This is a genomic window from uncultured Polaribacter sp., from assembly GCF_947495205.1.
GTDB lineage: Bacteria > Bacteroidota > Bacteroidia > Flavobacteriales > Flavobacteriaceae > Polaribacter.
In genome coordinates this window covers 152,606-179,295 of sequence record NZ_CANLXV010000006.1, presented here as the reverse complement: position 1 = coordinate 179,295, position 26,690 = coordinate 152,606, and the positions used below count along the sequence as shown (strand labels likewise).

At 29.0% G+C, this 26,690-nt stretch carries 25 protein-coding genes and 1 other RNA gene; 13 read left to right on the top strand and 13 right to left on the bottom strand.

Annotation, left to right across the window (positions count from 1 at the left end):
• Positions 1 to 73: 73 nt before the first annotated feature.
• The 6 genes from Q0762_RS07995 (at position 74) to trpA (ending at position 4,404) form a co-directional block, all read left to right on the top strand.
• Positions 74 to 232, top strand: a complete 159-nt coding sequence (locus Q0762_RS07995) for a hypothetical protein (protein WP_298765720.1) — start codon at positions 74 to 76, stop codon at positions 230 to 232.
• Between the two features lie 90 nt (positions 233 to 322).
• The gene (gene trpC, locus Q0762_RS07990; RefSeq protein ID WP_298765718.1) at positions 323 to 1,111 is read left to right on the top strand and encodes an indole-3-glycerol phosphate synthase TrpC; all 789 of its coding nucleotides are present in this window, start codon (positions 323 to 325) and stop codon (positions 1,109 to 1,111) included.
• Positions 1,111 to 1,590 carry a DNA-deoxyinosine glycosylase gene (locus tag Q0762_RS07985; protein ID WP_298765714.1) on the top strand — a complete coding sequence of 160 codons (480 nt, stop codon included), beginning with the start codon at positions 1,111 to 1,113 and terminating at the stop codon, positions 1,588 to 1,590. The genes trpC and Q0762_RS07985 overlap by 1 nt, the downstream gene beginning before the upstream one ends.
• A gap of 17 nt (positions 1,591 to 1,607) precedes the next feature.
• Positions 1,608 to 2,282 carry a phosphoribosylanthranilate isomerase gene (locus Q0762_RS07980; RefSeq protein WP_298765711.1) on the top strand — a complete coding sequence of 225 codons (675 nt, stop codon included), beginning with the start codon at positions 1,608 to 1,610 and terminating at the stop codon, positions 2,280 to 2,282.
• A gap of 81 nt (positions 2,283 to 2,363) precedes the next feature.
• Positions 2,364 to 3,548 carry a tryptophan synthase subunit beta gene (gene trpB / locus Q0762_RS07975; protein ID WP_298765757.1) on the top strand — a complete coding sequence of 395 codons (1,185 nt, stop codon included), beginning with the start codon at positions 2,364 to 2,366 and terminating at the stop codon, positions 3,546 to 3,548.
• Positions 3,549 to 3,636: 88 nt separating this feature from the next.
• A complete protein-coding gene (trpA, locus tag Q0762_RS07970) occupies positions 3,637 to 4,404 on the top strand; it encodes a tryptophan synthase subunit alpha (RefSeq protein WP_298765709.1) in 768 nt (255 codons plus the stop codon).
• A 51-nt stretch (positions 4,405 to 4,455) separates the two neighbouring features.
• On the opposite strand, the gene Q0762_RS07965 is transcribed toward trpA, so the two are convergent.
• From Q0762_RS07965 to Q0762_RS07955, 3 genes are all read right to left on the bottom strand, one after another.
• Positions 4,456 to 5,256: an FKBP-type peptidyl-prolyl cis-trans isomerase gene (locus tag Q0762_RS07965; protein ID WP_298765706.1), complete on the bottom strand. Its 801-nt coding sequence runs from the start codon at positions 5,254 to 5,256 to the stop codon at positions 4,456 to 4,458.
• A 116-nt stretch (positions 5,257 to 5,372) separates the two neighbouring features.
• Complete coding sequence (locus tag Q0762_RS07960; protein WP_298765704.1) at positions 5,373 to 7,133, bottom strand: hypothetical protein; 1,761 nt, start codon at positions 7,131 to 7,133, stop codon at positions 5,373 to 5,375.
• Positions 7,133 to 10,204, bottom strand: a complete 3,072-nt coding sequence (locus Q0762_RS07955; RefSeq protein WP_298765702.1) for a tetratricopeptide repeat protein — start codon at positions 10,202 to 10,204, stop codon at positions 7,133 to 7,135. The genes Q0762_RS07960 and Q0762_RS07955 overlap by 1 nt, the downstream gene beginning before the upstream one ends.
• Positions 10,205 to 10,327: 123 nt before the next feature.
• On the opposite strand from Q0762_RS07955, the gene Q0762_RS07950 reads away from it, so the two are divergent.
• Positions 10,328 to 11,014, top strand: coding sequence for an ATP-binding cassette domain-containing protein (locus Q0762_RS07950; RefSeq protein ID WP_298765699.1), 687 nt, complete (start codon positions 10,328 to 10,330; stop codon positions 11,012 to 11,014).
• Positions 11,014 to 11,880, top strand: a complete 867-nt coding sequence (locus tag Q0762_RS07945) for a glycosyltransferase (protein WP_298765696.1) — start codon at positions 11,014 to 11,016, stop codon at positions 11,878 to 11,880. The genes Q0762_RS07950 and Q0762_RS07945 overlap by 1 nt, the downstream gene beginning before the upstream one ends.
• Here Q0762_RS07945 and Q0762_RS07940 read toward each other — a convergent pair.
• A complete protein-coding gene (locus tag Q0762_RS07940) occupies positions 11,854 to 12,942 on the bottom strand; it encodes a glycosyltransferase (protein WP_298765694.1) in 1,089 nt (362 codons plus the stop codon). The two genes, Q0762_RS07945 and Q0762_RS07940, sit on opposite strands and share 27 nt — an antisense overlap.
• Positions 12,943 to 13,065: 123 nt before the next feature.
• Positions 13,066 to 13,839: a LexA family transcriptional regulator gene (locus tag Q0762_RS07935; RefSeq protein WP_298765691.1), complete on the bottom strand. Its 774-nt coding sequence runs from the start codon at positions 13,837 to 13,839 to the stop codon at positions 13,066 to 13,068.
• A gap of 52 nt (positions 13,840 to 13,891) precedes the next feature.
• Between Q0762_RS07935 and dinB the strand changes: the two genes are divergently transcribed.
• Together dinB and dnaE are read left to right on the top strand one after the other, a co-directional pair.
• Entirely contained in the window at positions 13,892 to 15,106 is a 1,215-nt protein-coding gene (gene dinB, locus Q0762_RS07930; RefSeq protein WP_298765688.1) for a DNA polymerase IV, read from the top strand.
• 50 nt (positions 15,107 to 15,156) lie between these two features.
• Positions 15,157 to 18,204 carry a DNA polymerase III subunit alpha gene (gene dnaE, locus Q0762_RS07925; protein WP_298765686.1) on the top strand — a complete coding sequence of 1,016 codons (3,048 nt, stop codon included), beginning with the start codon at positions 15,157 to 15,159 and terminating at the stop codon, positions 18,202 to 18,204.
• Positions 18,205 to 18,265: 61 nt separating this feature from the next.
• Here dnaE and ssrA read toward each other — a convergent pair.
• Positions 18,266 to 18,659, bottom strand: a transfer-messenger RNA (tmRNA) gene (gene ssrA, locus Q0762_RS07920).
• A 378-nt stretch (positions 18,660 to 19,037) separates the two neighbouring features.
• Here ssrA and Q0762_RS07915 point away from each other — a divergent pair.
• Positions 19,038 to 19,262, top strand: coding sequence for a DUF3820 family protein (locus Q0762_RS07915; RefSeq protein ID WP_298765684.1), 225 nt, complete (start codon positions 19,038 to 19,040; stop codon positions 19,260 to 19,262).
• 110 nt (positions 19,263 to 19,372) lie between these two features.
• Here the strand turns inward: Q0762_RS07915 and Q0762_RS07910 are convergent, their stop codons facing one another.
• The 4 genes from Q0762_RS07910 to Q0762_RS07895 all read right to left on the bottom strand — a co-directional run bounded on the left by Q0762_RS07910 (position 19,373) and on the right by Q0762_RS07895 (position 21,667).
• Positions 19,373 to 19,666, bottom strand: coding sequence for a transcriptional regulator (locus tag Q0762_RS07910; RefSeq protein WP_298765682.1), 294 nt, complete (start codon positions 19,664 to 19,666; stop codon positions 19,373 to 19,375).
• The gene (locus Q0762_RS07905; RefSeq protein WP_298765679.1) at positions 19,663 to 20,274 is read right to left on the bottom strand and encodes a hypothetical protein; all 612 of its coding nucleotides are present in this window, start codon (positions 20,272 to 20,274) and stop codon (positions 19,663 to 19,665) included. The genes Q0762_RS07910 and Q0762_RS07905 overlap by 4 nt, the downstream gene beginning before the upstream one ends.
• A gap of 37 nt (positions 20,275 to 20,311) precedes the next feature.
• Complete coding sequence (locus tag Q0762_RS07900; protein WP_298765676.1) at positions 20,312 to 21,001, bottom strand: hypothetical protein; 690 nt, start codon at positions 20,999 to 21,001, stop codon at positions 20,312 to 20,314.
• A gap of 90 nt (positions 21,002 to 21,091) precedes the next feature.
• Complete coding sequence (locus Q0762_RS07895) at positions 21,092 to 21,667, bottom strand: hypothetical protein (protein ID WP_298765674.1); 576 nt, start codon at positions 21,665 to 21,667, stop codon at positions 21,092 to 21,094.
• 49 nt (positions 21,668 to 21,716) lie between these two features.
• Here Q0762_RS07895 and Q0762_RS07890 point away from each other — a divergent pair, with 49 nt between their 5' ends.
• A complete protein-coding gene (locus Q0762_RS07890) occupies positions 21,717 to 22,088 on the top strand; it encodes a DUF1801 domain-containing protein (protein WP_298765672.1) in 372 nt (123 codons plus the stop codon).
• 3 nt (positions 22,089 to 22,091) lie between these two features.
• Here the strand turns inward: Q0762_RS07890 and Q0762_RS07885 are convergent, their stop codons facing one another.
• Together Q0762_RS07885 and kdsA are read right to left on the bottom strand one after the other, a co-directional pair.
• Positions 22,092 to 23,045: a transglutaminase domain-containing protein gene (locus tag Q0762_RS07885; RefSeq protein ID WP_298765671.1), complete on the bottom strand. Its 954-nt coding sequence runs from the start codon at positions 23,043 to 23,045 to the stop codon at positions 22,092 to 22,094.
• A gap of 182 nt (positions 23,046 to 23,227) precedes the next feature.
• Complete coding sequence (gene kdsA / locus Q0762_RS07880; RefSeq protein WP_298765668.1) at positions 23,228 to 24,046, bottom strand: 3-deoxy-8-phosphooctulonate synthase; 819 nt, start codon at positions 24,044 to 24,046, stop codon at positions 23,228 to 23,230.
• 123 nt (positions 24,047 to 24,169) lie between these two features.
• Between kdsA and Q0762_RS07875 the strand changes: the two genes are divergently transcribed.
• Positions 24,170 to 25,177, top strand: a complete 1,008-nt coding sequence (locus tag Q0762_RS07875; RefSeq protein ID WP_298765666.1) for a M28 family peptidase — start codon at positions 24,170 to 24,172, stop codon at positions 25,175 to 25,177.
• A gap of 72 nt (positions 25,178 to 25,249) precedes the next feature.
• Here the strand turns inward: Q0762_RS07875 and Q0762_RS07870 are convergent, their stop codons facing one another.
• Positions 25,250 to 26,623, bottom strand: a complete 1,374-nt coding sequence (locus tag Q0762_RS07870) for a peptidoglycan DD-metalloendopeptidase family protein (RefSeq protein ID WP_298765663.1) — start codon at positions 26,621 to 26,623, stop codon at positions 25,250 to 25,252.
• Positions 26,624 to 26,690 lie beyond the last annotated feature (67 nt).

Below are 26,690 nucleotides of genomic sequence, written 5' to 3'. Positions count from 1 at the left end.
AAAAGGAACGATTGAAGTAATATATTATTTACAAGGAGATTGCTTCGCACCTCGCAATGACAAATAAGGTAAAATGGCAAAAAAGAAAAACAATTTAATTCTAATTATTCCAGCTTTTCTTTTAATGGGAGCAGCATTGGGTATTCAAACAAAAACGCCAATTAAACAAATGATTATTGGTTTAATAGTAGGAATTATTGTTTACTTTTTTTTGAAATATAGAAATAAATAAATCGTCATTCCGAAGGAAGTATGACTGAAGGAATCTTTCTTTTAAAATTAGAAGATTGCTTCGTTCCTCGCAATGACAAAAGAAATAAAAATGACAATTTTAGATAAAATAATCGCATTTAAAAAGAAGGAAGTTGCAAAAATAAAAGCAGAAATTCCTGTAAAGAAGTTGGTAGAAAGTCCAAGTTTTGGCAGAACTACATTTTCTTTAAAAAAATCTTTACTAGAGGTAGGTTCTACAGGAATTATTGCAGAATACAAACGTCAATCTCCATCTAAAGGAATTATTAACGATAAAGCAACCATTGCAGAAGTTACTAATGGTTATTTAGATGCAAATGTGGCTGCACAATCTATTTTAACAGATACTTCTTTCTTTGGTGGTACCATGGCAGATTTAATGGAGGCGAGAGTTATCAATCAACAAAAACCAATTTTAAGAAAAGATTTTATTGTAGACGGTTTTCAGATTGTAGAGGCAAAAGCTATTGGTGCAGACGCAATTTTATTAATAGCATCTTGCTTAACATCCGCAGAACTAAAAAACTACGGAAATCTTGCCTTAGATTTAGGTATGGAAGTTTTATATGAAGTACATACGCAAGAAGAATTAGATAAAATTAACGATTTAGATAATAAGATTATTGGAATTAATAATAGAAATTTAAAAACTTTTGAAGTTGATTTAGAACATTCTATTAAGCTGGCAAATCAAATTCCAGATACTTGTGTAAAGGTTTCAGAAAGTGGTATTTCAGATCCTAAAATAATTACAGGTTTAAAAGAATTTGGTTTTCAAGGTTTTTTAATTGGAGAAAATTTTATGAAAACAGAAAACCCTGGAGAAGCTTGTTTAGAGTTTATCAATCAAATTAGATAATGGAAATCGTTTCTTTAGATCCTATTTTACCTCAAAACCCTATAGTTTTTATTTTAGGAAGTAAACCTGGTAATTTAGAGTTTAAGAAACAAGAGTATTATGCGAATAATGGAAATGCTTTTTGGAAAATTATTTTTGAAATAACAGCAGAAGTTTTTAGTAAAAATTATTCAGAAAGAATAGATGTGTTAAAACGAAATCATATTGCAGTTTGGGATATTATTGAATCTGGAGAACGCGTAAAACCTGGAGCTCAGAATGTGAAAAACGAAATTCCAAATCCTGTAAATGAAATTATTGAAATGTATCCATCAGTAAAACAAATTATTTTTAATGGACAAAAGGCACACGATTTGTACCATAAACATTTTAATAAAATAGAAGGTATAAATTATGCAGTTGTTTTATCTACAAGTCCTGCAAATACAAGATTTTCATTTAGAGAAAAATTAAATAATTGGAAAAAAGTAATGGCATGAAGTTAAAAGTTTGCGGAATGAAATATACAGAAAATATGCAGCAGGTAGCAGCTTTGCAACCCGATTATTTGGGCTTTATTTTCTATGAGAAATCTAAAAGAAATTTTGAAGGTATTATTCCAGAGTTGCCAAATTCTATAAAAAAAACAGGAGTTTTTGTAAATGAATATCCAGAAATTTTAATTTCTTTGGTAGAAGAATATGGTTTGGATGCTGTACAATTGCATGGAGATGAAACTGCAGAATATGTTTTACATTTAAAAAAGCAATTAATAGAAAGACGCGCTTTATTTATTGAAGAAAATAAACAGATTAAGAAGAAAAAAAATCAACATAAAATATCTAAAAACCAAGTTGAAATTATTAAAGTTTTTGGAATAAAAGACCAATTTAATTTTGATGTTTTAGAACCTTATTTAGAAGTTGTAGATTACTTTTTATTTGATACTAAAGGAAAGGAAAGAGGAGGAAACGGAACCAAGTTTGATTGGACGGTTTTAGAAAATTACCCTTATGAAAAACCATTTTTTTTAAGTGGAGGTATTGGTTTAGATGATTTAGAACAGTTAAAAATAGTGCTAAACTCTAATTTACCAATTTACGCGTTGGATGTAAATAGTAAATTTGAAAGTAAACCAGGAGTTAAGAAAATAGAAGATTTAGAAAAGTTTAAAAAAGAAATTTCTGTGTAATTGTGTAATCGTTAAAATGTGTAAAATTCTGCACAAATAAACAATTACACGATTAAACAAATAAACAATTACACAATGAAAATAAAATCAAAATTTCACCCAGACAAAAACGGTTATTTCGGTCAGTTTGGTGGTGCATTTATTCCAGAATTATTGCATCCCAATGTAAAAGAATTGGCAGATAATTACATTCAAATTATAGAATCTGAAGAATTTCAAGAAGAATACAAAGCGTTGTTAAAAGATTATGTTGGTAGGCCAACACCTTTGTACTTGGCTAAAAGTTTATCAGAAAAATACGGCGCATTTATTTATCTAAAAAGAGAAGATTTATGCCATACAGGTGCACACAAAGTTAATAACACAATTGGGCAAATTTTAATTGCTAAAAAATTAGGGAAAACTAAAATTTTAGCAGAAACAGGCGCAGGACAACATGGTGTTGCAACAGCAACAGTATGTGCTTTAATGGGCTTAGATTGTACCGTTTTTATGGGAGAAAAAGACATTGTAAGACAAGCACCAAATGTTGCACGTATGAAAATGTTAGGCGCAACAATTGTTCCCGCAACTTCGGGTTCTAAAACCTTAAAAGATGCTACAAATGAGGCCATAAGATATTGGATTCAGAATCCAGAAACTTTTTATTTAATTGGTTCTGTTGTTGGTCCAGCGCCACATCCAGATATGGTTGCAAGATTGCAAGCTATTATTTCTGAAGAAATGAAATGGCAGCTTAAAGAAAAAACAGGAAAAGAAAATCCAGATACCATTATTGCTTGTGTTGGTGGAGGTTCTAATGCTGCTGGGGCTTTTTATCATTATTTAGACGATGAAGATGTGGAGTTAATTGCAGTAGAAGCTGCTGGTTTGGGAGTAAATTCTGGTGAAAGTGCGGCAACTTCTCAATTAGGTGAAGTTGGTATTATTCATGGTTCTAAAACCATTTTAATGCAAGATGAGTATGGCCAAATTGTAGAGCCGTATTCTATTTCTGCAGGTTTAGATTATCCTGGAGTTGGTCCTTTACATGCGTATTTATACGAAAGTAAAAGAGCAAAATTTATGAACGCAACTGATAAGGAAGCATTAACTGCTGCTTATGAATTAACAAAAATAGAAGGAATTATTCCTGCTTTAGAAACAGCCCATGCTTTGGCAGTTTTACCAAAAATGGATTTGAAAAAAGATCAAGTTGTGGTAATTAATTTATCAGGTAGAGGAGATAAAGATTTAGAAACTTTTATTAAACATTTAGATCATTAGTTGTAATTCCTATTAAAACAGGAATTTTAGAATTAAATTGTAAAACAGAATAGATTTCTACCTTTGTAGGAATTACAACCAGAAAAAAATGAATTCAATTCAACAATTATTTCAGAAAAAAGAGCGTAATCTTTTATCCATATATTTTACATGTGGTTATCCTGCATTAGAAGATACCACAGAAGTTATTGCATCTTTAGAAAAAAGTGGTGTAGATTTTATTGAGGTTGGTTTGCCTTATTCAGATCCTTTGGCAGACGGACCAACAATTCAAGACAGTAGTCAAAAAGCCTTAGAAAACGGTATTAATTTAGATATTGTTTTTGAGCAGTTAATGACTGTTAAAAACACTAACAAAACACCTTTGGTTTTAATGGGTTATTTAAACCAAATGCTTAAATATGGTGAAGATAAATTTTGCCAAAAAGTAGTAGCATGTGGTATTGATACTTTAATTCTGCCAGATTTACCAATGGTAGAATTTGAAAACCATTACAAAGCTTTGTTTGATAAATATGGTTTAACCAATGTGTTTTTAATTACACCCAATACAGAGGAAGAAAGAATTCGAAAAATAGACAGTTATACCAATGCTTTTATTTATGTTGTAGCTTCTTCTTCAATTACAGGTGCAAAAGGAGAAATTTCTAATCAACAAATTGCTTATTTTGAACGAATTAAAAATATGAACCTACAAAGTAAATTAATTGTTGGTTTTGGTATTTCTGATAAACAAACGTTTACTACCGCTTGTGAATATGCAAATGGTGCCATTATAGGTTCTGCTTTTATTAAAAATTTAGGGCAAAATGGTATTGCTAAAATAGATGATTTTATAAAACCAATAATAGCTTAAAAAAAAAGCGAAACTTTTAAGTTTCGCTTTTTTTATATTTTTATTGAAGTGTTAATTTGTCTTAAGCAATTTAATATCAAATATTAAGACAGCACCTCCAGGAATAGTTGGTGGTATTCCTGTAATTCCATATCCTAACTCATTGGGTATTATTAAAGTACCTTCGCCACCTTCTTTAAACAACTGTAAACCTTCTGTCCAGCCAGCTATTACAGCGTTAAGATCAAAGGTAATTCCTTCTGCATCACTTTGGTCAAAAACAGTACCATCTAATAAAAAACCTTGATAAGCTACTGTAACCGAAGAAGCTGCGTTAGGACGTGCTCCATTACCTTCCTTATCTATCACATAATATAAGCCAGATTCTGTTTTTTGAGCATCTAAATTATTCGTGGCAATGTATTCTAAAATATCTGCATTATTATCTATAACGTCTATCAGTTTTACTTCTATTACCAATGCAACGCCATCATTAAAACCAAGTTCTGTTGGTATTAAAAGAATACCTTCTCCACCTTCTTTAAAGAATTGTAAACCTTCTACGATACCTAAAATTTGATCTCTTAATCTTACTGGTACACCATTGGCATTGTTCTCGCTAAATACAGTTCCATCTAAAAAAGAACCTTTAATACTAACAATAACATCAGAAGCAAAAACAGGGCTTTGTCCTGTGCCTTCTTTAGTAATTACGTAGTATAAACCAGATGCTGTTCTGGTAGCATCTAAGTTATTGTTTTCTATGTAAGCTATAATATCTGTCTCAGTTTCTGCTACTATATTGTTGTCTTCATTAGACAAACAAGACGAAAGTAGTGTTATAGATAAAAATAAAATTATATAATTTTTCATTTTGATTTGAGTATTTGTTACAAATGTAATTAGAAAGCTAAAAAGTATTGCGAGTAGAACTATTTTTTTCATTTTATCTAAATTTATTATATAAAGTTCTTTTAAAGGTGTTTTTACTAAAAATCGAACTTATAAGTAAAACCGCCTAAAGCTTGAAAACCTTGTACATTAAAGTTTGTAAAACGCTGGTAATTATTATTTAATACATTGTTTAATCTTAAAAATGCAGAAAACTTATCGTTAAAATGATATCCGCCATTTAGATTAACATCTACAAAAGCATCTAATGTATTTAAACTATTAATACTAGAAGGGAATGTTGCATTGTAAACAATGTCTTTACGAGAATCTACATAATAAATAGTAGCGTTTGCAAACCATTTTTTTGCTTTATATTTTGCTAAAAATGCACCTTCTAATTCTGGTAAATTAAAACTATCTAAGGCATTTGTAGTGTTATAATTGTTGTAGTTTACTTGTGCAGTAAGCGTTAGGTTTTTATTGAAAAAATATTCAATTTCAGTAAGAAAATGGGTTGTTTCTACATCATCATAAAAAACACCAAAAGAATTGCCATATTCATAACCTTCTAATGATTTATTATTTACAATTGAAGTTGTACCGTCTGATTTTGAATTGTTTCTAAGAAATAAAGGTTTGTCTTCTTCTGTGATTTTTGCCGCTTTTATGTGGTAACTTAAATAATTTGTAATATTTCCTTTAAGACCTGCAAAGAAGTTAGCGGTTTCTGCAGTTTGCGTTATAAATAAGGTTGGTGAAACAAATGGGTTTTCTTCTGTAAATTGTTGGTAAGTATTTGAGTGTAAATTACCAGTAACGCCTGCATATGCATTAATATACTTTTTAAAAATAGTTATTTTACTAAGAACATCTGGAAATATTAGCAAGTTATTTATGTTGTTTTCTGAATCTATAGCATAAAACGTTTTAAAGCCAACTTTTAATTTTAAATTGGTATAGTCTAATTGATATGTAGGATTAATTTTTGCTGTAAGTTGGGTGTAATTTACTTTATTTGTGTTTGCGTAATTTTTTTGAAAATTACCACCTAAATACTCAAAGCTAGTTATTACAGAAATTTCATTTACATTATACCCTAAAAAGTCTAAGGGAAAACTTAATTTGGTATTAAAATCTGCTAAAATTTCTTGACTATTAAAATCATCACTAAAAAAAGAAAGATTTAACTTACCATAATCTATATAAGAATCATAAAAGTTAAACGTTGTGCTTAATTTAGCCAAGTTGTATTTTTGTACTTCATTTATAGAGTTTAACACAAGATCAGTATAATTGTTTTCTGGTAAACCATACCAATTGTAAGCACTTGAAACTGCATCTGCATTAACTTTCCAATTAAAATAACGTGCTTCTTTTTTGTAAAAAGCGCCAACAGATAAGTTCGTAAATGTGCTGTTTAATAAGGTGTTTTCTATATTTTGTAAAGAAGCGTTATATTTTGCAGAGAAACCAAACTCACTATTAAAACGATTGTTGTTGTAGATAAATACATCAGCAAAAGGACTTATGTAGTTGCCAAAACCAGCAGCAATGTAGTTCTTGTAAATTCTTTCTTTTACACCTAAATTAATTCCTTTTACAACACCAGTTTTAGGTATAAACGTAGAGGCTACAGGAGCAGAAAATATATTGTATTTTAATTTTTTCTTTTTTGTATTGTCTAATAATTGTATGGTTGGGTTCTCTTTAATTTTATTTACATCTGTAATTTTTGGGTTGTATTTGGTAACCACATTTACCACTTCTGTTTTTACAAGTGTGTCTTTCTTTTTTTCTTGCGAATTTGTAAGAAAAAAAGAAAAAAGTAAGGCTAAAAGAGAGAAAGATCTTTTCATTAATTCTTTTTTTCTGAATTTATAGAGTTGTTGGTTTTAGCTTGCTTTTCTTTAATTTTTTCTAATTCCAATTGCGCTTCTTTGGTAATGTCTTCGAATTCTTTAAAGTTTTTAATTATATTTTCTAGTACAAAGTTTGCTTGGTATACATCATTTAAACCAGCATAATTTTTACCCATAATAACGTAGCTTTTTACGCTCCAATATTTATAAGAAGAAAAGTTTGCAATTAAATTTTGGATTACTTTGTTAGAGGCTTCGTAAGCTTGTTGTTGATTTTTAAAATATGCATTGTAATACAAAGCTTCTGCTTTTAATACTCCGTTTGCTGTGGTTTCTATTTGTGTATAAAAATCTTCTGCCGTATAAAAATCTTTTGTTGCTATAGCTGATCTTGCAATAATTATTTTAGCATCATTGGCAACTTGCAGTTGTAATTTGTCTTTTTGTAAGAGTTTTTTTGCATATTCTATAGCCAAATCATAAGCCTTAGATTCATAATAACCTTGCATTAAATTACTTTGAGCAAACAAAATATTTTCTGCAATATAAGCTTGTTGTTCTAACCTGTCTAATAATGGTAAAGCACTATTAAAATCGTTTTCTTGTAGGTAGATTTGCGCTAATTTATTTAATGAATCTTCTGTGAAATCAGATATTTCTTTATCCGTTAAAAACTGATAGTATATTTTTGCTTTTTTAAAATCTTTTAATTTATAATAAACATCTGCTAAATAATAATTTGCTTTTATAATGTGAATTCCGTTTCGAAATTTTCTTAAGTATGTTTGAAGGTTTTCTATAATTTCTTTTGCATTTTTAGAGGATAAGTATTTTTTTTCTGCAACAGCAAAAGTGGTATTATCTAACTCTACATTGGTTATATTTATAAATTCTAAGGTTCTTATCCAATTTACATAATCTTCTAAATTTCCTTCATCTATATAAACATTTCTTGCATTTGCAACTGCTTCTAAAGCTTCTGGAGAATTTGGAAATTTTGAAGCAACTTCTTTATAAGATGCTAAAGATTTTTTGTTTTCATCATCATTAAAATATAACAAGCCCTGCCTTAATAAAGCTCTTGGAATAAAAATACTTTGTGGGTGTTTTTCTACTAATCTCTCAAAAGCAATAATTGCATTTTTGGTATCTTTTAAATTGGTGTAAGTTGTGGCTAATTGGTATAGTGCATCATCTTTTAAATTAGAAGTTGTATAATTGTTAATTACCTTTTTTAGCGCATCAATTTTTGCTTCATTTTTATCAATAAAACCAAAACTCATTCCAATTTGGTATTGTGCATAATCTGCGTCTAAACCAAAGTTTTTAGTAACCAATTGGTAGGTTTCTATAGCATTAGAATACTTGGTAAGTGCAAAATAACAATCGCCTAACCTAATTAAAGCGTCATATTTTACATCATCTGTAATAGCGTCTTTTTTTAAAAAATCTTTAAAAGCAATACTTGCTAAATTGTATTTTGCTAATTTAAAATAGCTGTAACCAATATTGTAGTCTATCAATAAAAATTCGTTAGTATTTAGCGCTACACTTTTTTTAAGGTTGATAAATTTGTTTACTGCGGCATCATATTTATTTAAACGATATAAACTTTCTGCTTCCCAATATTTGGCTTTATTGCTAATTGTTTTAGAGGTGGCGTTACTACTTTCTAAAAAGTAGGGTAGTGCATTGTTGTATTCATTTTTATTAAACAATTGCAAACCTCTGTATAAAGAAATCACTTGTATTAGTTTTTTATTTTCTTTTGATTTTTTTCGTTTTAAAAACTCAAGAGCTCCTTCAAAATTATTTTGACTTAAAAAAGATGTAACTAATAGTTGGTTAATTTCTTCATAGGCGCTAGATTTTGGATACTTTTTTAAGTAGTCTTGTAAAATATTTGCCACAGGCTTAAAAGGATTACCTTCCTCATAACTTAATTTTGCATAATTTAAAGCAGCATCTTCTTGTATGTTTGTATTAAAACTCATTTCAGATGCAGATTTGAATGCATTAAGCGCTTCAGATTTTTTTTCTAAATTCATATAACATTCTCCTAAATGATAATATGCATTTTGAGAAACTGCATTTTTTTGATCTATAATTTTATTAAAGTTATTAATAGCGTTTTCAAAATCTTTTTGTTTGTAATAGGCGTAACCTAATTGGTAATAATCTGTATTATTCCATTTGCCTTTAGTGCCTTTGTAGCTTTTTAAATACGGTATAGCTTCTGCATATTTTTCTAAATTAAAGTAGCTTTCACCAATAATTTTAGCAACATCAGATTTTAATTTTTTTTCTATGGTTTCATAAATTTTTAAACCAACGTTTATACAACGTTTAAATTTACCTGCTTTAAAACTAATATCTAATAAGTAGTAAGAAATTTCTGCTCTGTAAGAATCATTATCTGCAATTTCTTTTAAAGTAGACTCTGCAATGCCATAATCTTCTAATTTATAAGAGATAAATCCATAATAATATCTAGAATCGTTACCGTATTTGGCATCATTAATAAGTGGTAAAAACTTTGTTTTAGCTAGGGCTAAGTTTTTAGTAACCAATAAAGCATACCCCATTTTAAAGTTTAATTCTTTTTTATTTTCGGTAGAAAGTTCATCAATATTTACTTTTTGAAACCATTTTAAGGCATAAGCAGCCTTTTTGTTTGCAAAATAATAATTGGCAATGGTAAAAAAAGCACGGTTTTTTTTGTTGCTGTTTGGGTTTTCTTCTACAAAAGTTAGTACTTTTTTATCTGCTTCTGGTTTATTTAATTTTACAGCGCACATGGCTTCAAAAAAAGAAGCATCTGCTTTTAAGTTTGTACCAATTTTAGATTTATTTTTAATGCTTTCAAAGTTTTTTTCTGCGATAGCATAAGCTTTGTTATTGTAGTGTTCTAGAGCAATAGTATATTCTTTTGCAAAATTAGTTGCTACTAAAGATTGTTGTGCAACACTAACAAAAGTAGTAGTAGAAATAAGGCAAGTAAAAATTAGTTTTATTAAAAAACGATATTTCATGGAATAATTTTTGTACTCATTTTTAATAACGTACATTTTTTTATTTTGTTTGATGTGCTCTAAAAAATGTTATCATTTTGCATCAAATGTAACAATTGTTAGCAATTCATAGTAAAAAAATCAATAGAAACTTATAAGTTTGTAGAAACTACAGCTTTTATGGAAAAACCAGTTTTAGAATTAGAAAATGCAGCAATTTATCAAAGAGATAATTTGGTGTTAACTAAGGTTAATTTAAAAATTAATAAAGGAGAATTTTATTATTTAATTGGTAAAACAGGAAGTGGTAAAAGTAGTTTAATGAAAACGTTATATGGAGATTTAAAACTGCAAAAAGGCTTAGGATCTATTGTAGATTTTGATTTAAAAAAAATAAAAGAAAAAGACATTCCTTTTTTAAGAAGAAAAATTGGCATTGTTTTTCAAGATTTTAAATTGTTGAATGATCGTACTGTTTTTGATAATTTAAAATTTGTTTTAAGAGCTACAGGCTGGAAAGATAAAGAAGAAATTAAGCACAAAATTCACGAGGTTTTAGATAAGGTTGGCATAAAATCTCATTATTACAAAAAACCTTTTGAACTTTCTGGAGGAGAACAACAACGTGTTGCCATTGCTAGAGCTTTGTTAAACGACCCAGAATTAATTTTGGCAGACGAACCCACAGGTAACTTAGACCCTAAAACATCTTTAGAGGTTATGGAGCTTTTAAATGAAATTCACAAAAGTGGCAAAACCATTTTAATGGCAACGCATGATTACCAGTTAATTGTTAAATTTAAACATAAAACCATTAAGTGCGAAGGTGGTGCTCTTTTTGAAGTAACTCAGCAAGCAAACGTTTAATGCTTTCTGTTTTAATACCTACATATAATTACAACGCATTTTCTTTGGTTAAAGAAATTCATGAGCAACTTAGTAAAACAACAATTGCTTTTGAAATTATTTGTTTTGATGATGCTTCTAAATCTTCTTTAAACCTAGAAAATGATGCAATTAACACACTTACATTTGCTTCTTTTAAAACTTTAGAAAATAATTTAGGTAGAAGTGCCATAAGAAACCTACTAGCAAAAACAGCAAAATACAATTGGTTGCTTTTTTTAGATGCAGATGTAGCGCCAGTTACCAACCACTTTATAGAAAAATATATAGCTTGTTTACAAGAAAAAGGAACTGTTTTTTGTGGCGGAACAAAATATAAAGAAGATCATTTTAATAAAAATTTATTAAGATATAAATATGGTAAAAAGCACGAACAAATTGCTATTGATGTAAGGAAAAAACAAGGCGATAAATATTTTTTCACTTCAAATTTTTTAATTGAAAAGGCTGTTTTTACAAGCGTTTTATTTAATGAAGATTTGGTGAATTATGGTTATGAAGATTTGTTTTTTGCAAAAGAGTTACAAGAGCGTAAGATTAAAATAAATCATCTTGAAAATGAAATTTATCATTTGGGTATAGATGATAATATGGTATTTGTAGAAAAAACAATTTTAGCTATAGAAAACCTAACTAGTTTATTAAAAAATAAACAGTTAGATTTTAAGGATACCAATATTACAACTGTTTACTTAAAAATTAAAAAATTAAAACTAACTTTTTTGCTTAATTTTCAGTTGAAAAAAATGGTAATTAATACTTCGTCTTTGTTTCTTTTTAATTTATTTAGACTTTCTATTTTACATCAAACTTTTAAAAATAGTTAATAATTCATCTTCTTGTTTTTCCCAAATTAAGTGTTCTTTGGCTTTTTTTAATGCAACAGAAAAATCTTTGTTTGCCATGTTGTTAATTTGATTTGCTAAAGCTTTTGGGTTTCTCTCTGCAATAATTTCGCCAACCTTGTGTTCTAATACAATTTGTTTCATTTCTGGTAAGTTAGAAACCAAAATAGGTATTGTTGCTTGTATATAATCAAAGATTTTGTTGGGCAAAGCAAATCTATAATTTAACCCTAAATCTTCTTCTATACTTATACCTAAATCTGCTAAAGGTGTTATTTTTTGAAGTTCTTCTGGCGTTTTTCTTCCTAAGAAATAAATTTGATTTTGTAATTTTTTTACCAAAACCAATTGTTTTAAATTGTTTATAATATTTCCTGTACCAACAATTACAAGTATGTGGTTTGGTAAATAAGTTATGGTATCTATAATTAACTCTAAACCACGCCCAACATTTACACTTCCTTGGTAAAGAATAACTTTTTTATTTTCTGTTTTAAACCCTAGTTTGCCAGTTGTAATGGCTTTGTTTTTTAGCGGTAAATTTTTAATTACTTTAAATTGTGTATTGTATTTTTCTGCATAATATTTAGCAATACTATTACAAACCGTATAACAATTGGTTAATTTTGGTAGTATTGTAGCTTCTAATTTAGACCAAATTTTTTTTACATTTTTTTTGTGAACTAATTCTGGAATTTCTGGAAAAAGCTCATGACTATCGTATATTATGGGTGTTTTTTTTATTTTACTAACCAAGAAGTTTGGTAGTAAAGTATCTAAATCGTTGGCCAATAAAATAGATTTTTTAGCAAATAATAAGACAAAAAATAATCTAAAATTATACTCAGCATAAAACAAAAAGCCTTTATTAAAAAAAAGCTGCATTCTTTTTGTTTGGTAGTTTCTGTTAATTGGTAAGCTGTTTTTTAGTTTTCTACCAATAAGGGTAATTTCAAAGTTGTTAGCCAACAGCGTGTTGCAAACTTTAGCTACACGTTGGTCTGTAGTTAAATCATTAGTAACAGAAATTATTATTTTTTTCAAGTACTTTATTTATTGGCAATATAATACAAATTAAAGTTTTTAAAAGACCTCTAATGCCTAATTCGTTTAATTTTTTAAGTGGTTTATTTTGGTGTGTATATTATTAGCTTTCAGCATAAAAAATTAGGCCAAATTCTTTTTTAAAGCTTCTAACTCTACACCCAAACTAGTAAACATTTGTATAATGCTACTAATTTTAAGTTCGTGTTCTTCATATTCTTGTGTGTTAATGCTACAGGTAAATTGCCATAATTCTAAAACTTCAGAAACAGAAATTTCATAAGGTTGGTACGCTGTATTATCTGGTTTTAATAAAAAAGTTTGCTTTTCTTTTACTTGATTGTAAACGCGTTTATACGTCATACCATCATCTTTAGTAATTACAATATAAGACAGGCCGCTTTTTGCATTTTTAATGTCTTCTACAAATTCTGCAACCACGTAAGAACCATCTTTCATAGGCAACATAGAATCTCCTTTTATAGGAAAAGCCCTATGTTTTCCTGTTGGTAAAAAAGGCAGTTTTATTTTTTCTAGTTGTTCTATATATTCAGGATCGTCATAACCTAATAAATATCCTGCAGATGCTTTTGAAGGTACAATTTCAATTAAATTTTCATTATCACTATCAACAGAAATAGGAAATAATACCCGTTTGTTGCCTACCTCTATAAAAGAAACATCGGTAGCTTTGGTTAAATCGTTTTTAACAATAATATCTATTGGTATTTTAAAATATTTAGAAAAATCTATTAAAAACTCAATTGTGGGCAAAGATCTATTTTCTTCATAAGCGCTAATTCTACTTCGGGTTACATTCAATTCTTCTGCTAAAGCCTCTTGTGTTAACTTTTTGAGATTTCTTAAATGTTTTATGTTTTTTGATAAATTAATCATAATGCTACAATTTTGAGCAACAAATGTATGAAATTGTAGCTAATTTTACAACGTGAAAAAAAATATATTACATCTAGATTTAGATACTTTTTTTGTTTCCTGCGAACGTTTAATAGACAGTAGGTTACAAAAAAAACCTTTGTTAGTTGGTGGCACAGGAGATAGAGGTGTGGTTGCTGCTTGTAGTTATGAAACCAGGCGTTTTGGTATACACTCTGGCATGTCTATGAAAATTGCCAAAAGATTGTGTCCAGAAGCTACTATTATTAGAGGCAATACAGGTACGTACTCTAAATTCTCTAATATTGTAACAGAAATTATTAAAGAAAAAGTGCCGGTTTTTGAAAAAGCAAGTATAGATGAATTTTATGCAGATCTTTCTGGTATGGATGCTTTTTTTGGAAGTTACAAATATGCATCAGAATTAAGACAGCGCATTATTAAAGAAAGTGGTTTGCCCATTTCTTTTGGATTGTCTCAAAATAAAATTGTTTCTAAAGTAGCTACAGGAGAAGCCAAACCTAACAATCAATTAAAAATAGATCGGGGTTTTGAGAAATCTTTTTTAGCGCCTTTATCTATTCGTAAAATTCCATCCGTAGGAGAAAAAACATACAAAATACTTAGAAATTTAGGTGTAGATAAAGTAAAAGTAGTACAAGAAATGCCTTTAGAAATGATGATGAGCGTTTTGGGTGCCAATGGAAGAACCATTTGGAAACGGGCCAATGGTATTGATAATTCGCCAATTATTGCTTTTCACGAGCGTAAATCTTTATCTACAGAACGCACTTATAATAGAGATACCATAGACGTAAATAAACTAAAGGAAACCATTTTTGCAATGGCAGAAAATTTAGCGTATCAACTTAGAAAAGGTGATAAACTAACAGGAACAATTAGTGTAAAAATTAGATATGCTGATTTTAATACGTACAGCAAACAAATTAAAATACCATATACAAGTGCAGATCATATTATTATACCAAAGGTTTTAGAACTCTTTAAAAAACTGTATAACAGACGTTTGTTAATACGATTAGTAGGTGTTAAAGTTTCTGATATTGTAAGTGGCAATTACCAAATTAATCTTTTTGATGATACTGAGCAAATGTTGCATTTGTATAATGCCATGGATAGTATTAGAAATAAATATGGCGAGTTAAGTGTAATGCGTGCAGCTGCCATGGGCGCAAAAACTATTGGTAGGTTTAGCAACCCGTTTAGCGGAGAACCACCTTTGGTTTTGGCACACAGAAAACAGTAATTGTTTTTTACAATGCTTCCTAATAAAATTATTGCAAACCAAATTTTTAAATGTATTTAAATTGCCACACTTATTATTCTTTACGTTTTGGTACGTTTTCAGAAACGGAGTTATTGGAGCTTGCCGTAAAAAATGGCATTAAAACACTTGCGTTAACAGATATTAATAATACGTCTGCATGCATGCGTTTTGTAAAACAGGCAAAAAAATACAATGTTAAACCAATTTTAGGTGTAGATTTTAGAAATGGAAACAAACAAGAGTATGTTATAATTGCGAAAAATAATAATGGTTTTCAGCATATCAATACTTTTTTATCATATCATTTAGAATCAAAAATTAATTTCCCAGACAAAGTTCCTCTTTTAGAAGACGTTTTTGTTATTTATCCTTTTGAAAAAGTATTAGAATTAGAGATTACATCGTTTTCTAAAAACCAATTTATTGGCGTTTCTGTTGCAGAAGTACATAAACTTAAGTTTTCTCATCTTAATCGTTTAAAAGATAAAATTGTAATACAGCAGCAAGTTACCATCAGAAATAAAAAAGATTTTAACGCACACAGATTATTGCGTGCTATAGATAAAAATGTATTGCTAAGTAAATTATGTGCTACAGAACAATGTTTGCAAACAGATGTAATGTACACAGCAAAAGAATTAAAGGAATTTTATAAAGAAATGCCTTATAGCATTAACAATACAATACATATACAAGCCCAATGCGAAATACATTTTAATTTTGATGAAAAAAGAGAAAATCAAAATAAGCAATTGTATTACAATAGTTTTCAAGAAGATTGCGAAAAGTTAATAGCACTTTGTGATGCTAAAATTCACAAACGCTACAACGTAATTACGCAAAAAATAAAAGACAGACTCCAAAAAGAACTCAACGTAATTATCAAATTAAAATTTGTTTCCTTTTTTTTGATTAATTATGACATTGTTTCTTATGCAAAAAAAAACAATTTTTTTCATGTAGGAAGAGGAAGTGGCGCAAACAGTATTGTTGCCTATATTATTGGCATTACAGATGTAGATCCTATAGAGTTAGATTTGTATTTTGAACGTTTTATAAATCCTTACAGAGCCTCGCCACCAGATTTTGATATTGATTTTTCTTGGAAAGATAGAGATACTGTTACCCAATATATTTTTAATCGGTTTAAAAATGTTGCCTTATTGGCAACATATGTTACGTTTAAATACAAAGCTGTTGTTAGAGAATTGGGTAAAGTTTTTGGTTTGCCAAAAGAAGAAATAGACAAACTAAGTAAAGGCATTAAAGAAAAGAAAACCCAATCTTCTGCATCAAAATCTACCAGTGTTTTTAGCCTTTCATCAACAGAAAATCAACAACAGATTACAGCTTCAAAAAATCAGTTTGATTCTATGGCGCAATTGGTTTTAAAATATGGCAAACTTATAGAAGGTTTTCCAAATTATGTGAGTGTACATTCTGCCGGAATTTTAATTTTAGACAAACCTATTCATTACTTTTCTGCAACAAGTTTACCACCAAAAGGCTTTTCAACCGTTCAGTTTGATATGAATATTGCAGATGATGTGGGTATTTTTAAGTTTGATATTTTAGGACAACGAGGTTTGGCAAAAATTAAAGATGCTTTAGAAATCATTAAACAAAACAACCCTAATGCACCAGCAATTGATATTACCAATGTAGAGCGTTTTAAAAACGATAAAAACATTAACAACCTTTTAAAAACAGGTGGCGCAATTGGCGCGTATTATGTAGAATCTCCAGCAATGCGAGGTTTAATGCAAAAGTTGCAAACCCAAGATTACTTAGGTTTGGTAGCTGCAAGTTCTATAATTCGCCCAGGAGTTTCTGGTTCTGGTATGAAAGAGGAGTTTATCAAAAGACATCGATTTCCAGAAAAACGCAAAGAAGCGCATCCTATTTTGTTAAAAATTATGCCAGAAACTTACGGAGTTATGGTGTACCAAGAAGATGTTTTAAAAGTAGCCAATCAGTTTGCAGATTTGTCTTTAGGAGAAGCAGATGTTTTACGAAGAGGAATGAGTGGGAAATACCGTTCTTTGGCAGAATTTAAAGCCGTAGAACATAAATTTATTGCCAATTGCCGTAAAAAAGGATATGAAGATAAGCTAATTTTTGAAGTTTGGAATCAGATTAAAAGTTTTGCAGGCTATGCTTTTGCCAAAGGACATTCTGCATCTTACGCCGTAGAAAGTTACCAAAGTTTGTTTTTAAAATGCTATTACCCAATAGAATTTATGGTGGCAGTTTTAAATAATGGAGGTGGATTTTATTCTGCAGAACATTACATACATGAAGCAAAAATGTGTGGTGCAATTGTAGAATTACCTTGTATAAATACCAGTGATCATGCCAATATTGTAAAAGGAAAAACAATTTATTTGGGTTTTGGTTATTTAAAAAGCTTAGAAAATTTAACCATACAAAGAATTTTAACGGAAAGACAATTAAATGGCGTGTTTAGTTCTCTTGAAGATTTTTTAAATCGAATTTTAATCTCCATAGAACAGTTAACCATTTTAATCAGGATTAATGCATTTAGATTTACCCAACAACCCAAGAAGAATTTATTATGGCAATCTACTTTTAGATTAAATGCAACCAAAAATAAAAAAATACAAGACCAAGGAAAGCTATTTCCAATTCAACGCCAAAAATTTACATTACCCAACCTAAAAACACATTGGTTAGAAACTATTTATGATGAAATGGAACTGTTAGGTTTTACTATTCATAATTACTTTTCTTTGGTTTCAGAAACGTTTTGTAAGCATGTAAAAGCAAAAGAAATGCACCAATTTACAGATAAAAATGTACTATTATACGGGCAATTGGTAACCACTCGTTATAACAAAACATCACAAGGTAAACTCATGCGATTGAGCACATTTATAGATTCTGAAGGCGATTATTTTGATGCGGTTCATTTTACAGACGTTGTACACCAATATCCCATAAACGGAATGGGAATTTATGCTTGTTATGGAAAAATTACCAATCGTTTTGGGTTTTGTAGTATGAATGTTATAAAGTCTAAAAAACTGGGAATTTTGAGTGATCCAAGGGCTTTGTAATTTTTTTAATAAAATTTATATAAAAAATAAAACCCTGTAAATTAATAATTTACAGGGTTATTTGTGGAGACGCCGAGAATCGAACTCGGGTCCAAACAAGCAGCCAAAAAGCTTTCTACATACTTAGTTCTTACTTAATTTTCGACAAAAAGCTGATTAAGAACAATCCACTTTAAGCTTAACTTCTTTAATTTCAAAAACCTAACAAAGCAATAGATTTTCTATGTTTATTTTTACGATGCCCAAAAATGAAACGCCATAAACCAAGGCTTTTCGTGGACATAAAGCTTGCACACCTTGTGTGCCTAGGCAAATTCTACTATGATTCGAATTATGCAGCTAAAGCGTAGTTATCTTCGCCGTTTAAAAAGTTGAAATTAGGTTTAACGAGTGTTATTTCATAACTCGGTATGCTTACAAATTCACTGACCTTGCTGTCAAAACCAGTCGTCCCCTTAATAAAAAAGCAAATTTTAATTTGCCTTATTGCATGAATACCAATTTGTTTTGAAATTGTAATTCTTAATGCAATTTTTATTATATTTTGTCAAAGAACACAAAAAAACAGCATAAAGTAATACCATTTTTTAGGGCGTTACCACACAGAAAAAGTGTGGTCGGGCTTTCGCTACTCGTTTTTTGTTCCATTACATTACACAAAAGAACTCAAACAAACCGCTCAATCCCTAACGCGGTCTGCAAAAGTACAAAAAGTTATAAGTATTACAACTGCACTTATTAAAGAAAAAATAAAATTAAAAATCTTTAGCTAAAAAGAACAATTACCAAACCTAAATTAAGACCTTTACAAGACGCATAAAAATATTTTTTTTTTGGAACAAAATCAACAATTTTTAATAGATTTAGCACAAGCAAAAATGCCTTTTGGTAAATTTAAAGGCAGGTTTTTAATAGATTTACCAGAGCATTACATTGTTTGGTATAAAAATAAAGGTTTTCCCAATGGTAAATTAGGTAAACAAATGGAACTTGTTTATGAATTGCAATTAAACGGTTTAGAAGACGTAGTTCGTAAAATTCAAAGAGATTTTACGTAGTATTTTATTTTAAGCTTTTAGTTTTCTCACTACTTTTTCAAGAATAATAATTGTTACAATTCCTAAAGTGTAGGCCACTAAATCGCCAATACTAAAAGAAGTTCCTAAAATTAGTTTTTGATTAATTTTTCCAAAGCATCTATGTGTTTTTTAAATTCTTGCCTACCTAATGTTGTGGTAAAATATTTTGTATTGGGTTTTCTATTTATAAAATGTTTTTCAAATCTTATATATGCTACTTTTTCTAATGCTTTTAAATGACTGGCAAGATTACCATCCGTAACACCTAATAATTCTTTTAGCTTTTTAAAATCTGCATAATCATTTACAACTAAAATAGACATAATACCTAGTCTAATTCTATGATCAAAAGCTTTGTTTATATTGATAAGAATATTTTTCAAAATGCTTTTTTCTTATCAAACTTAGCATAAATAACACATCCATAAATTAGGTGAACTAAGCCGAATCCAAAAGTAAAAAAGATGAAACTATAATTAGAAAAAATAGCACAAATTAAACCAAAAGCTACTTGAATGTAACCAAGTGGTTTTACATGATTTGTAGTTCTTAATGAGGAATTTATTAAGGCAGTTCCATAAAAAATTAGTAGCAACGAAATTAAATAATCATACTCATTTTTAAAAAATAGAATAAGAACAAATAAAACACCTATAACTAAAGGTGTTGTAAAAGAATGTATTAAATTTTTGGTTTTATGATCCCAAGAGTTTTCTTTAATTTTTTTAGCTCTTTTTGAGGTAAAGGCGATAGTTGTTAAGGTTGATAAAATTCCTATAATTACTAAAATAACTGTGGCTTTTTGTATTTCAATTTCATTTAAATCGGATAATAATATTGTGCTACTTGTTGCGTAAAAGTAGGTAGCTCCTGCCAACGCATAAATTCCTGCTAAAATACCAGAAAAACCACTTAATGAAATAAATTTAGATGATTTATTCATTAAGTTTTTAATTTCTGATATGTCTTTTAAATACTCTTCTTTACTCATCTTTAAAGAACTTTGAAAATTAGTTATTAATATTCATTTAATCGTAAATAAAATTAGCTTTAATGGAACTATTTTTAAGATTCTCAAACATTTTTATCTGTAATTTTTCATTGTCTATAACACTTTCTGTAAGTTCGTCTTTATTAATGATATTTGGTGTTAATAGAATGTTCTCAAGATTAATGTAAATTTCAGCTTGATTAACAAATATACCAGCTCCTGGTTTAAAACCATCTAGAGAAGCATCAAAATATGAAATTTCTTTACTAATATCTGTTAAATTATAAAAGTATGTTTTTTCATTATATCTATCTGATATGATTGATTTTAGAATATAATAATTATCGTTTATATATAAATTTTCAAAACTATTTAAGTTATTATGTATTGTTGTGTCTAAACCAATTGTAAAGGAAATTTTGTAACTATCAAACTTTACACTTCTGAATGAAACAGATTTTACATCTTTTAGCATTAAATAATCCGAAAGATTATAAGTATTGTTTTCTCCAATGAGCTTTATATCAGAAATAATAATATTTGTATCTAAAAGTTCTAAAGTGTCATTTTCAATTACAATTTTTTTATAAAGTTCAGAATTTTCTCTACGATTTCCCCAATCAATTTTAAAGATTATAGACCCGTTATGTGAATCAGTAAAAAGGCTATCTTCTATACAAGAAGATAGTAAAAGTGGTATTAATAATAATATAAAAATTTTTCTCATAAAAATAAAAGAACTTTGAAATACAAAGTAAATAATAATTTTGTTATTACACAACAAAACTTAGATAATTATTTTTGGAATTAGGTTTTTTTACTCTCTAACAGCAATACCATAAGCTACATGTGCAATTCCTAAAATAGACAAAGAAGAAGCCCAATAAGTTGGAATTAAGAAACACATTATGGCCAATAAAATACTTAAACCAGATAACACTACTATGTTTTTGCGTTTTTTATGCTTTAAAACAAACAATAAAATAGCATATAGCGTTAAAAAAATAGGAGTAATACTGTCTATTTTGCCAAAACTCATTAAAAATATTAAAATAGCAAAAATTAGAAAAACTAAGATAAGGTATGTTTTTGTTGCTTTTTTTGTCAGAGAATTCCAAAGTTGATTGTTTTGTTTTTTCGCATTTCTTTTACCACTAAAAAATAACGCTAAAGAAGAAAAAAGAAAAACCAAAAAAATAATGATAATAGCTACAATTTCTATAATTTCTGCAGACAACATTCCCATTGGGTTGTCATCTATTAAAAAACCTTTTAAAATAGTTTCAAGAATATAACCAGAAATAATAAAATAACCTCCAATTAAAATACTTGTAAAACCAGTTAGTTTAAAATGATTTTTATCTTTACTCGCAGTACTGTTCTTGTTTATCATAAATTGTATAACTTGGGTAAATATACAAAACGCATCTAATTTTTTGTTAATGAAACCAGCAGAAGCACATATTTTAAATCAGCCAGAGCCTTTTAAAAGTATTTTATTGCATCTACAAATTATAATAGAAAGTAATTTTACGGATACAGATTTGCAATACAAGTGGAAATTACCTTTTTATTATTTAGATAACAAGCCGCTTTGCTATTTAAATACTTCGCTAAAAAAAGGTTATGTAGATGTTGGTTTTTGGTTAGCACAACCGCTACCAAAATATAACGAATATTTAATTGCTGAGAATAGAAAAGTAGTAAAATCTTTGCGTTATTTTTCTTTAGACGCCATAAATGAAGACGTATTGCTTTACGTTTTAGAGAAAGCTCATCAACTAAAAGGTAATGGTTTTTACAAAAAAAAATAGTATTTAATGCACTTTGTATTGCATTGCAATTGTGCCGTTCATAAAAATGTTTAATTCTGTATTTCTTTTTGCATTAGGTATGGTAATTATTGTGGTTTTACCTGTTGTTGTTTTTAATGGTTTTTTAGCAATTCTATTGCCTTTAAAGTTGTAAATAATACGTGTTGTTGCATTTAAATTTTTAAATTTAAGTACAATTTTATTTTCTTTATCTGGCGATATTATGCCTTGTTTAGGGTTTAAAAGTGTTGCTTTGCTATCTAAAAAAACTTCTTTGTAAATAGGCTGATTGTAAAATTCTTTTGGTGTAATTCTTCCAAAACGTAAAATCCAAATGCTTTTTTTAGGCAAATGAGTTTTAAATATGTTTTCTTTGGGTATGTTGTAAAAGTAATTATTGTAGCTTTTAATCCATTTGTTATTTCTTAAAAAACCTGCTGCCCAAGTGGCGTCTAAAAAAATCCATTGATGATCTATTTTTACAGCGTTCCAAGCGTGGTTGGTGGTGTTTTTAATGATACCAATTTCACTGGCGCTGTTTCTAACATTACCACTAATTACAGCAGCTTCTATTTGTAGTAAATCACAAATTTTTTTAAAAGCTTGCGCATATTCTTCGCAAACTCCTTTTTTGGTTTTAAAGGCGGTGTTTATAATTTGGTCTTTTGCAAGCTGAATTTTCTCTAATTTCTCGGCTTCGTTTCTATATTTAAAGCTGTAGGTTCTTTGTTTTGGATTGTAATATTCTTCTAAATCGTAATTTATATTATTTGCCAACCAAATAAAGGCTGCTCTTGCTTTATCTTTATCTGTAGAAAAGTCTTTTTTTATTTTTGAAGCCAAGTTTGCTACATTAGAAAATTTGGGATAGTTTAATACCAACTGATCTACTTTGGCAAATTCTTGAGAATTTACTGCAATAGAAACTAATAAAAAAAGCAACAAAAAGGGTTTCATATTTTGTAAAATTTATGCTTTATATTAAACAATTATTGTGCCTTTTTTGTTAGAATTTTTATGAATATAACGAATTTGCGTTAGGGATTGAACGGCTTGTTTGAGCTCTTTTTTCTTTTTCAGAAAAAAAGCGAGTAGTGAAAGCCTGTTAAAACGCCCAAACAATATTAGAAATTTGGTTTTTATAACTTATTTATAGTTTTTCTAATGGCTACTAAATTTGTTAAAAGAGCTTCTAAATTATCTAAATGTAACATATTTGCGCCGTCTGATTTTGCGTTTGCAGGGTCAAAATGAGTTTCTATAAACAGACCATCTACATTATTTACAACGCCAGCTCTGGCAATAGTTTCAATCATTTCTGGCCTGCCACCTGTTACACCAGCAGTTTGATTGGGCTGTTGTAAAGAGTGTGTAACGTCTAAAACAGTTGGTGCAAATGCACGCATTTCTGGTATTCCTCTAAAATCTACAATCATGTCTTGGTAGCCAAACATGGTGCCTCTATCTGTAATCCACGCTTTGTTAGAGCCAGCATCTTTTACTTTTTGTACGGCATGTTTCATGGCTGCTGGACTCATAAATTGTCCTTTTTTTAAGTTGACTACTTTGCCTGTTTTTGCAGCTGCAACTACTAAATCTGTTTGGCGCACTAAAAAAGCAGGAATTTGTAAAACATCTACATATTCTGCAGCTTTTGCTGCATCTGAAACTTCATGAATATCTGTAACTGTTGGTACGTTAAATGTTTCTGAAACTTTTTTAAGAATTTTCAGGGCTTTTTCGTCTCCAATTCCTGTAAAACTATCTATTCTACTGCGATTTGCTTTTTTAAAACTGCCTTTAAAAATGTACGGAATTTCTAGTTTGTTAGTAATTTCTATTACTTTTTCGGCAATTCTTAACGCCATTTCTTCGCTTTCTATGGCACAAGGACCACAAAGCAAAAAGAAATTATTAGAATTTGTATGTTTTATATTAGGAATTTCAGAAAGTATCATTTGATCTATTTTTTAACAAAAATACATATTTTTTATTGGTATATATTTTGATTTTTTCTTAGTTTGATAAGGATGTACATAAATTTAAAAAACAGTATATTTAGGGCTTAATTTATAAAGTAAATGAAAAAAATACAGGTTCTTTTATTAATAATTGTAACTACTTTTAGTTGTATTTCTGTACAAATAGGCAAAGGTGGTGCAGATGGTAAACCAGGGAAAGCAGGTTTGTCTGCTAAAACTAAAATTGTAATAGATTCTAATTTGGTTAAAAAACATTTGTACACTTTGGCTTCTGATGAAATGGAAGGAAGAAAAACAGGTACACCAGGTATTGAAAAAGCCGCGGTTTATATAGAAAATGAATTTAAAAAAATTGGTTTGTCTACTTTTAACGGCTTAGATACTTACAGACAAAATTTTGATTTTAAAGCCAGAAGAACTAAAGAAAATATTAAGGCATTTAATATTATTGGCGTTTTAGAAGGAAAAAGTAAAAAAGATGAAATTGTAATTATTTCTGCACATTATGATCATTTAGGAAAGAAAAATAGTGGAACAGGAGATTTAATTTATAATGGGGCAAATGATGATGCTTCTGGAGTTGCAGGAGTTTTAACTTTAGCCAAATATTTTAAAGAAATTGGTACTGAAAGAACAATTGTTTTTGCAGCTTTTACAGCCGAAGAAATGGGTTTAATTGGTTCTACACATTTTGGTAAAGGAATTGACGCTAGCAAATTTGTTGCAGGAATTAATTTAGAAATGATTGGGAAAACACCAAGTTTTGGTCCAAATACGGCTTGGTTAACTGGTTTTGAAAGAAGTGATTTTGGTAAAATTATTCAGAAAAATTTAGAAGGAACAGGTTATCAATTGTTTCCAGATCCTTATAAAAAGTACAATTTGTTTTTTAGGTCAGATAATGCGTCTTTAGCAAAGTTAGGTGTGCCATCTCATACATTTTCTACCACTCCAATAGATGTAGATCCAGATTATCATCAATTATCTGACGAGGCAGAAACTTTAAATATGACTGTAATTACACAAACCATACAAGCTGTGGCTCAAGGAACTAAAAGTATTGTAAACGGCACAGATACACCAAGTAGGGTAGTGTTAAAAAATTAAATCTGCTTCCTAAAATATTGTTTACATTTTGGGAAACAGGTTTAGTTTGTAATTAGATATTTAGTGCAAGCACTATTCTTTAATAATTTTAATAGATTTAGATGAATAATTAAGTTTGCTGTATATTTTAACAATATACAAGCCTTTGTTTAAGAATTGCACATCTAAATTAGTTGTTAGGGCATTGTTTTTATACATTTCTTGTCCTAAATTATTATATATAATTGTATTATAGTCTTTTATATTTGTATTGTTAGGGGTATTTATTTTTAAAACATTTTTTACAGGATTGGTAAGTATTTTAAACGCTTTTATATTTTCTGCAGTTACGTTTAATACATTAACTACATTAAATTTATGCGCAACAGTTTGTCCTTCATAAGTAACCGTAAAAGTGTATTCTCCTATAGTATTTAGATTTTTCATAGTCCAAAACCAATACGAACTGTCAAAATTACTAGTAAAACTTTTACTCCAACTTCTACTAAAACCTCCAGGACCTGTGAGGTTGTAATTTGAGCTTGTACCAGCTTTTTGATCTTTAAAATAAGAGGCAAGAATAACCTTAGTATTAGGCAAAAACTCATTTTTTATATTTGTTGTTTCTGTTTGCGGACAAGTATTAAATTCTGGAGCAGAATTATGTGTTAATACCGTATTTATATTTGGCGAATAGTAATCTGGTTGGTTTTTCCACCAAGAAGCAGCTGTGTTACAAGGACCCGTAAAAGGATCTACTAAATTGTTGTTATTATCATATACTTCAAAATGTAAATGAGGACCTGTAGAACTACCAGAGCTACCAATTACGCCTAAATATTCTCCTTCAGCTACACTATCTCCAACGTTTTTATTGGTTAATGTACCTGTTTTTAAATGGCCATACCAAGCTACACTGCCATCACTATGTTCTATGTAAACCGCGTTCCAAGTAAGGTTGCTAAAACCACAATTCATGTCTGGTTTGCCATCTTCTTTAAAAATAATTGTTCCTGCTGCTGCTGCAATAACTTCAGACATATTATTTTGAAATTGATACCAGCTGAATGGCCAAGTATAAATATCAAGACCATTATGATTGTAACCATCTTGGGTGTCATAAGTTCTTGTACCACAATTGTAATCTTTTAATTTGTTAGGAAAATTTGTGTCATAATCTAAAAAGTTAGATACTGCCCAAGAATTGTTGTAAGGTGTTTGTGCATTTTTTCTAACAGGCCAAATAAAAGAAGGTTTTTCCGCTGTTTTTTTAGATTTTAATTTTCCTTGTTTGCGTAATTTAAGTCTACTCTTTTGAATTTGAATAGCAATTTTAGCTTTCGTATTGTCATTAATACAAGCAATTTTAGAAGGGTTTAATTTATATTCTCCACCTTTTGCTATATCAGTAACTTGACTAATACCGCTTAAAGAAATTAAAGCAATAAGTAGTGTTATTTTTTTCATTTTCAATTTTTTATCAAAATTAGAAAAAAATATTAAAACTTTGGTATTCAGTACTTAGAGTTGGTGT

What these genes read in the sequence shown, in the direction of transcription:
- Q0762_RS07995 (WP_298765720.1), top strand. Translation starts at nt 74, where the DNA reads ATGGCAAAAAAGAAAAACAATTTAATTCTAATTATTCCAGCTTTTCTT.
- trpC (WP_298765718.1), top strand. Translation starts at nt 323, where the DNA reads ATGACAATTTTAGATAAAATAATCGCATTTAAAAAGAAGGAAGTTGCA.
- Q0762_RS07985 (WP_298765714.1), top strand. Translation starts at nt 1,111, where the DNA reads ATGGAAATCGTTTCTTTAGATCCTATTTTACCTCAAAACCCTATAGTT.
- Q0762_RS07980 (WP_298765711.1), top strand. Translation starts at nt 1,608, where the DNA reads ATGAAATATACAGAAAATATGCAGCAGGTAGCAGCTTTGCAACCCGAT.
- trpA (WP_298765709.1), top strand. Translation starts at nt 3,637, where the DNA reads ATGAATTCAATTCAACAATTATTTCAGAAAAAAGAGCGTAATCTTTTA.
- Q0762_RS07965 (WP_298765706.1), bottom strand. Translation starts at nt 5,256, where the DNA reads ATGAAAAATTATATAATTTTATTTTTATCTATAACACTACTTTCGTCT.
- Q0762_RS07960 (WP_298765704.1), bottom strand. Translation starts at nt 7,133, where the DNA reads ATGAAAAGATCTTTCTCTCTTTTAGCCTTACTTTTTTCTTTTTTTCTT.
- Q0762_RS07955 (WP_298765702.1), bottom strand. Translation starts at nt 10,204, where the DNA reads ATGTACGTTATTAAAAATGAGTACAAAAATTATTCCATGAAATATCGT.
- Q0762_RS07950 (WP_298765699.1), top strand. Translation starts at nt 10,328, where the DNA reads ATGGAAAAACCAGTTTTAGAATTAGAAAATGCAGCAATTTATCAAAGA.
- Q0762_RS07945 (WP_298765696.1), top strand. Translation starts at nt 11,014, where the DNA reads ATGCTTTCTGTTTTAATACCTACATATAATTACAACGCATTTTCTTTG.
- Q0762_RS07935 (WP_298765691.1), bottom strand. Translation starts at nt 13,839, where the DNA reads ATGATTAATTTATCAAAAAACATAAAACATTTAAGAAATCTCAAAAAG.
- dnaE (WP_298765686.1), top strand. Translation starts at nt 15,157, where the DNA reads ATGTATTTAAATTGCCACACTTATTATTCTTTACGTTTTGGTACGTTT.
- Q0762_RS07905 (WP_298765679.1), bottom strand. Translation starts at nt 20,274, where the DNA reads ATGAGTAAAGAAGAGTATTTAAAAGACATATCAGAAATTAAAAACTTA.
- Q0762_RS07900 (WP_298765676.1), bottom strand. Translation starts at nt 21,001, where the DNA reads ATGAGAAAAATTTTTATATTATTATTAATACCACTTTTACTATCTTCT.
- Q0762_RS07895 (WP_298765674.1), bottom strand. Translation starts at nt 21,667, where the DNA reads ATGATAAACAAGAACAGTACTGCGAGTAAAGATAAAAATCATTTTAAA.
- Q0762_RS07890 (WP_298765672.1), top strand. Translation starts at nt 21,717, where the DNA reads ATGAAACCAGCAGAAGCACATATTTTAAATCAGCCAGAGCCTTTTAAA.
- Q0762_RS07885 (WP_298765671.1), bottom strand. Translation starts at nt 23,045, where the DNA reads ATGAAACCCTTTTTGTTGCTTTTTTTATTAGTTTCTATTGCAGTAAAT.
- kdsA (WP_298765668.1), bottom strand. Translation starts at nt 24,046, where the DNA reads ATGATACTTTCTGAAATTCCTAATATAAAACATACAAATTCTAATAAT.
- Q0762_RS07875 (WP_298765666.1), top strand. Translation starts at nt 24,170, where the DNA reads ATGAAAAAAATACAGGTTCTTTTATTAATAATTGTAACTACTTTTAGT.
- Q0762_RS07870 (WP_298765663.1), bottom strand. Translation starts at nt 26,623, where the DNA reads ATGAAAAAAATAACACTACTTATTGCTTTAATTTCTTTAAGCGGTATT.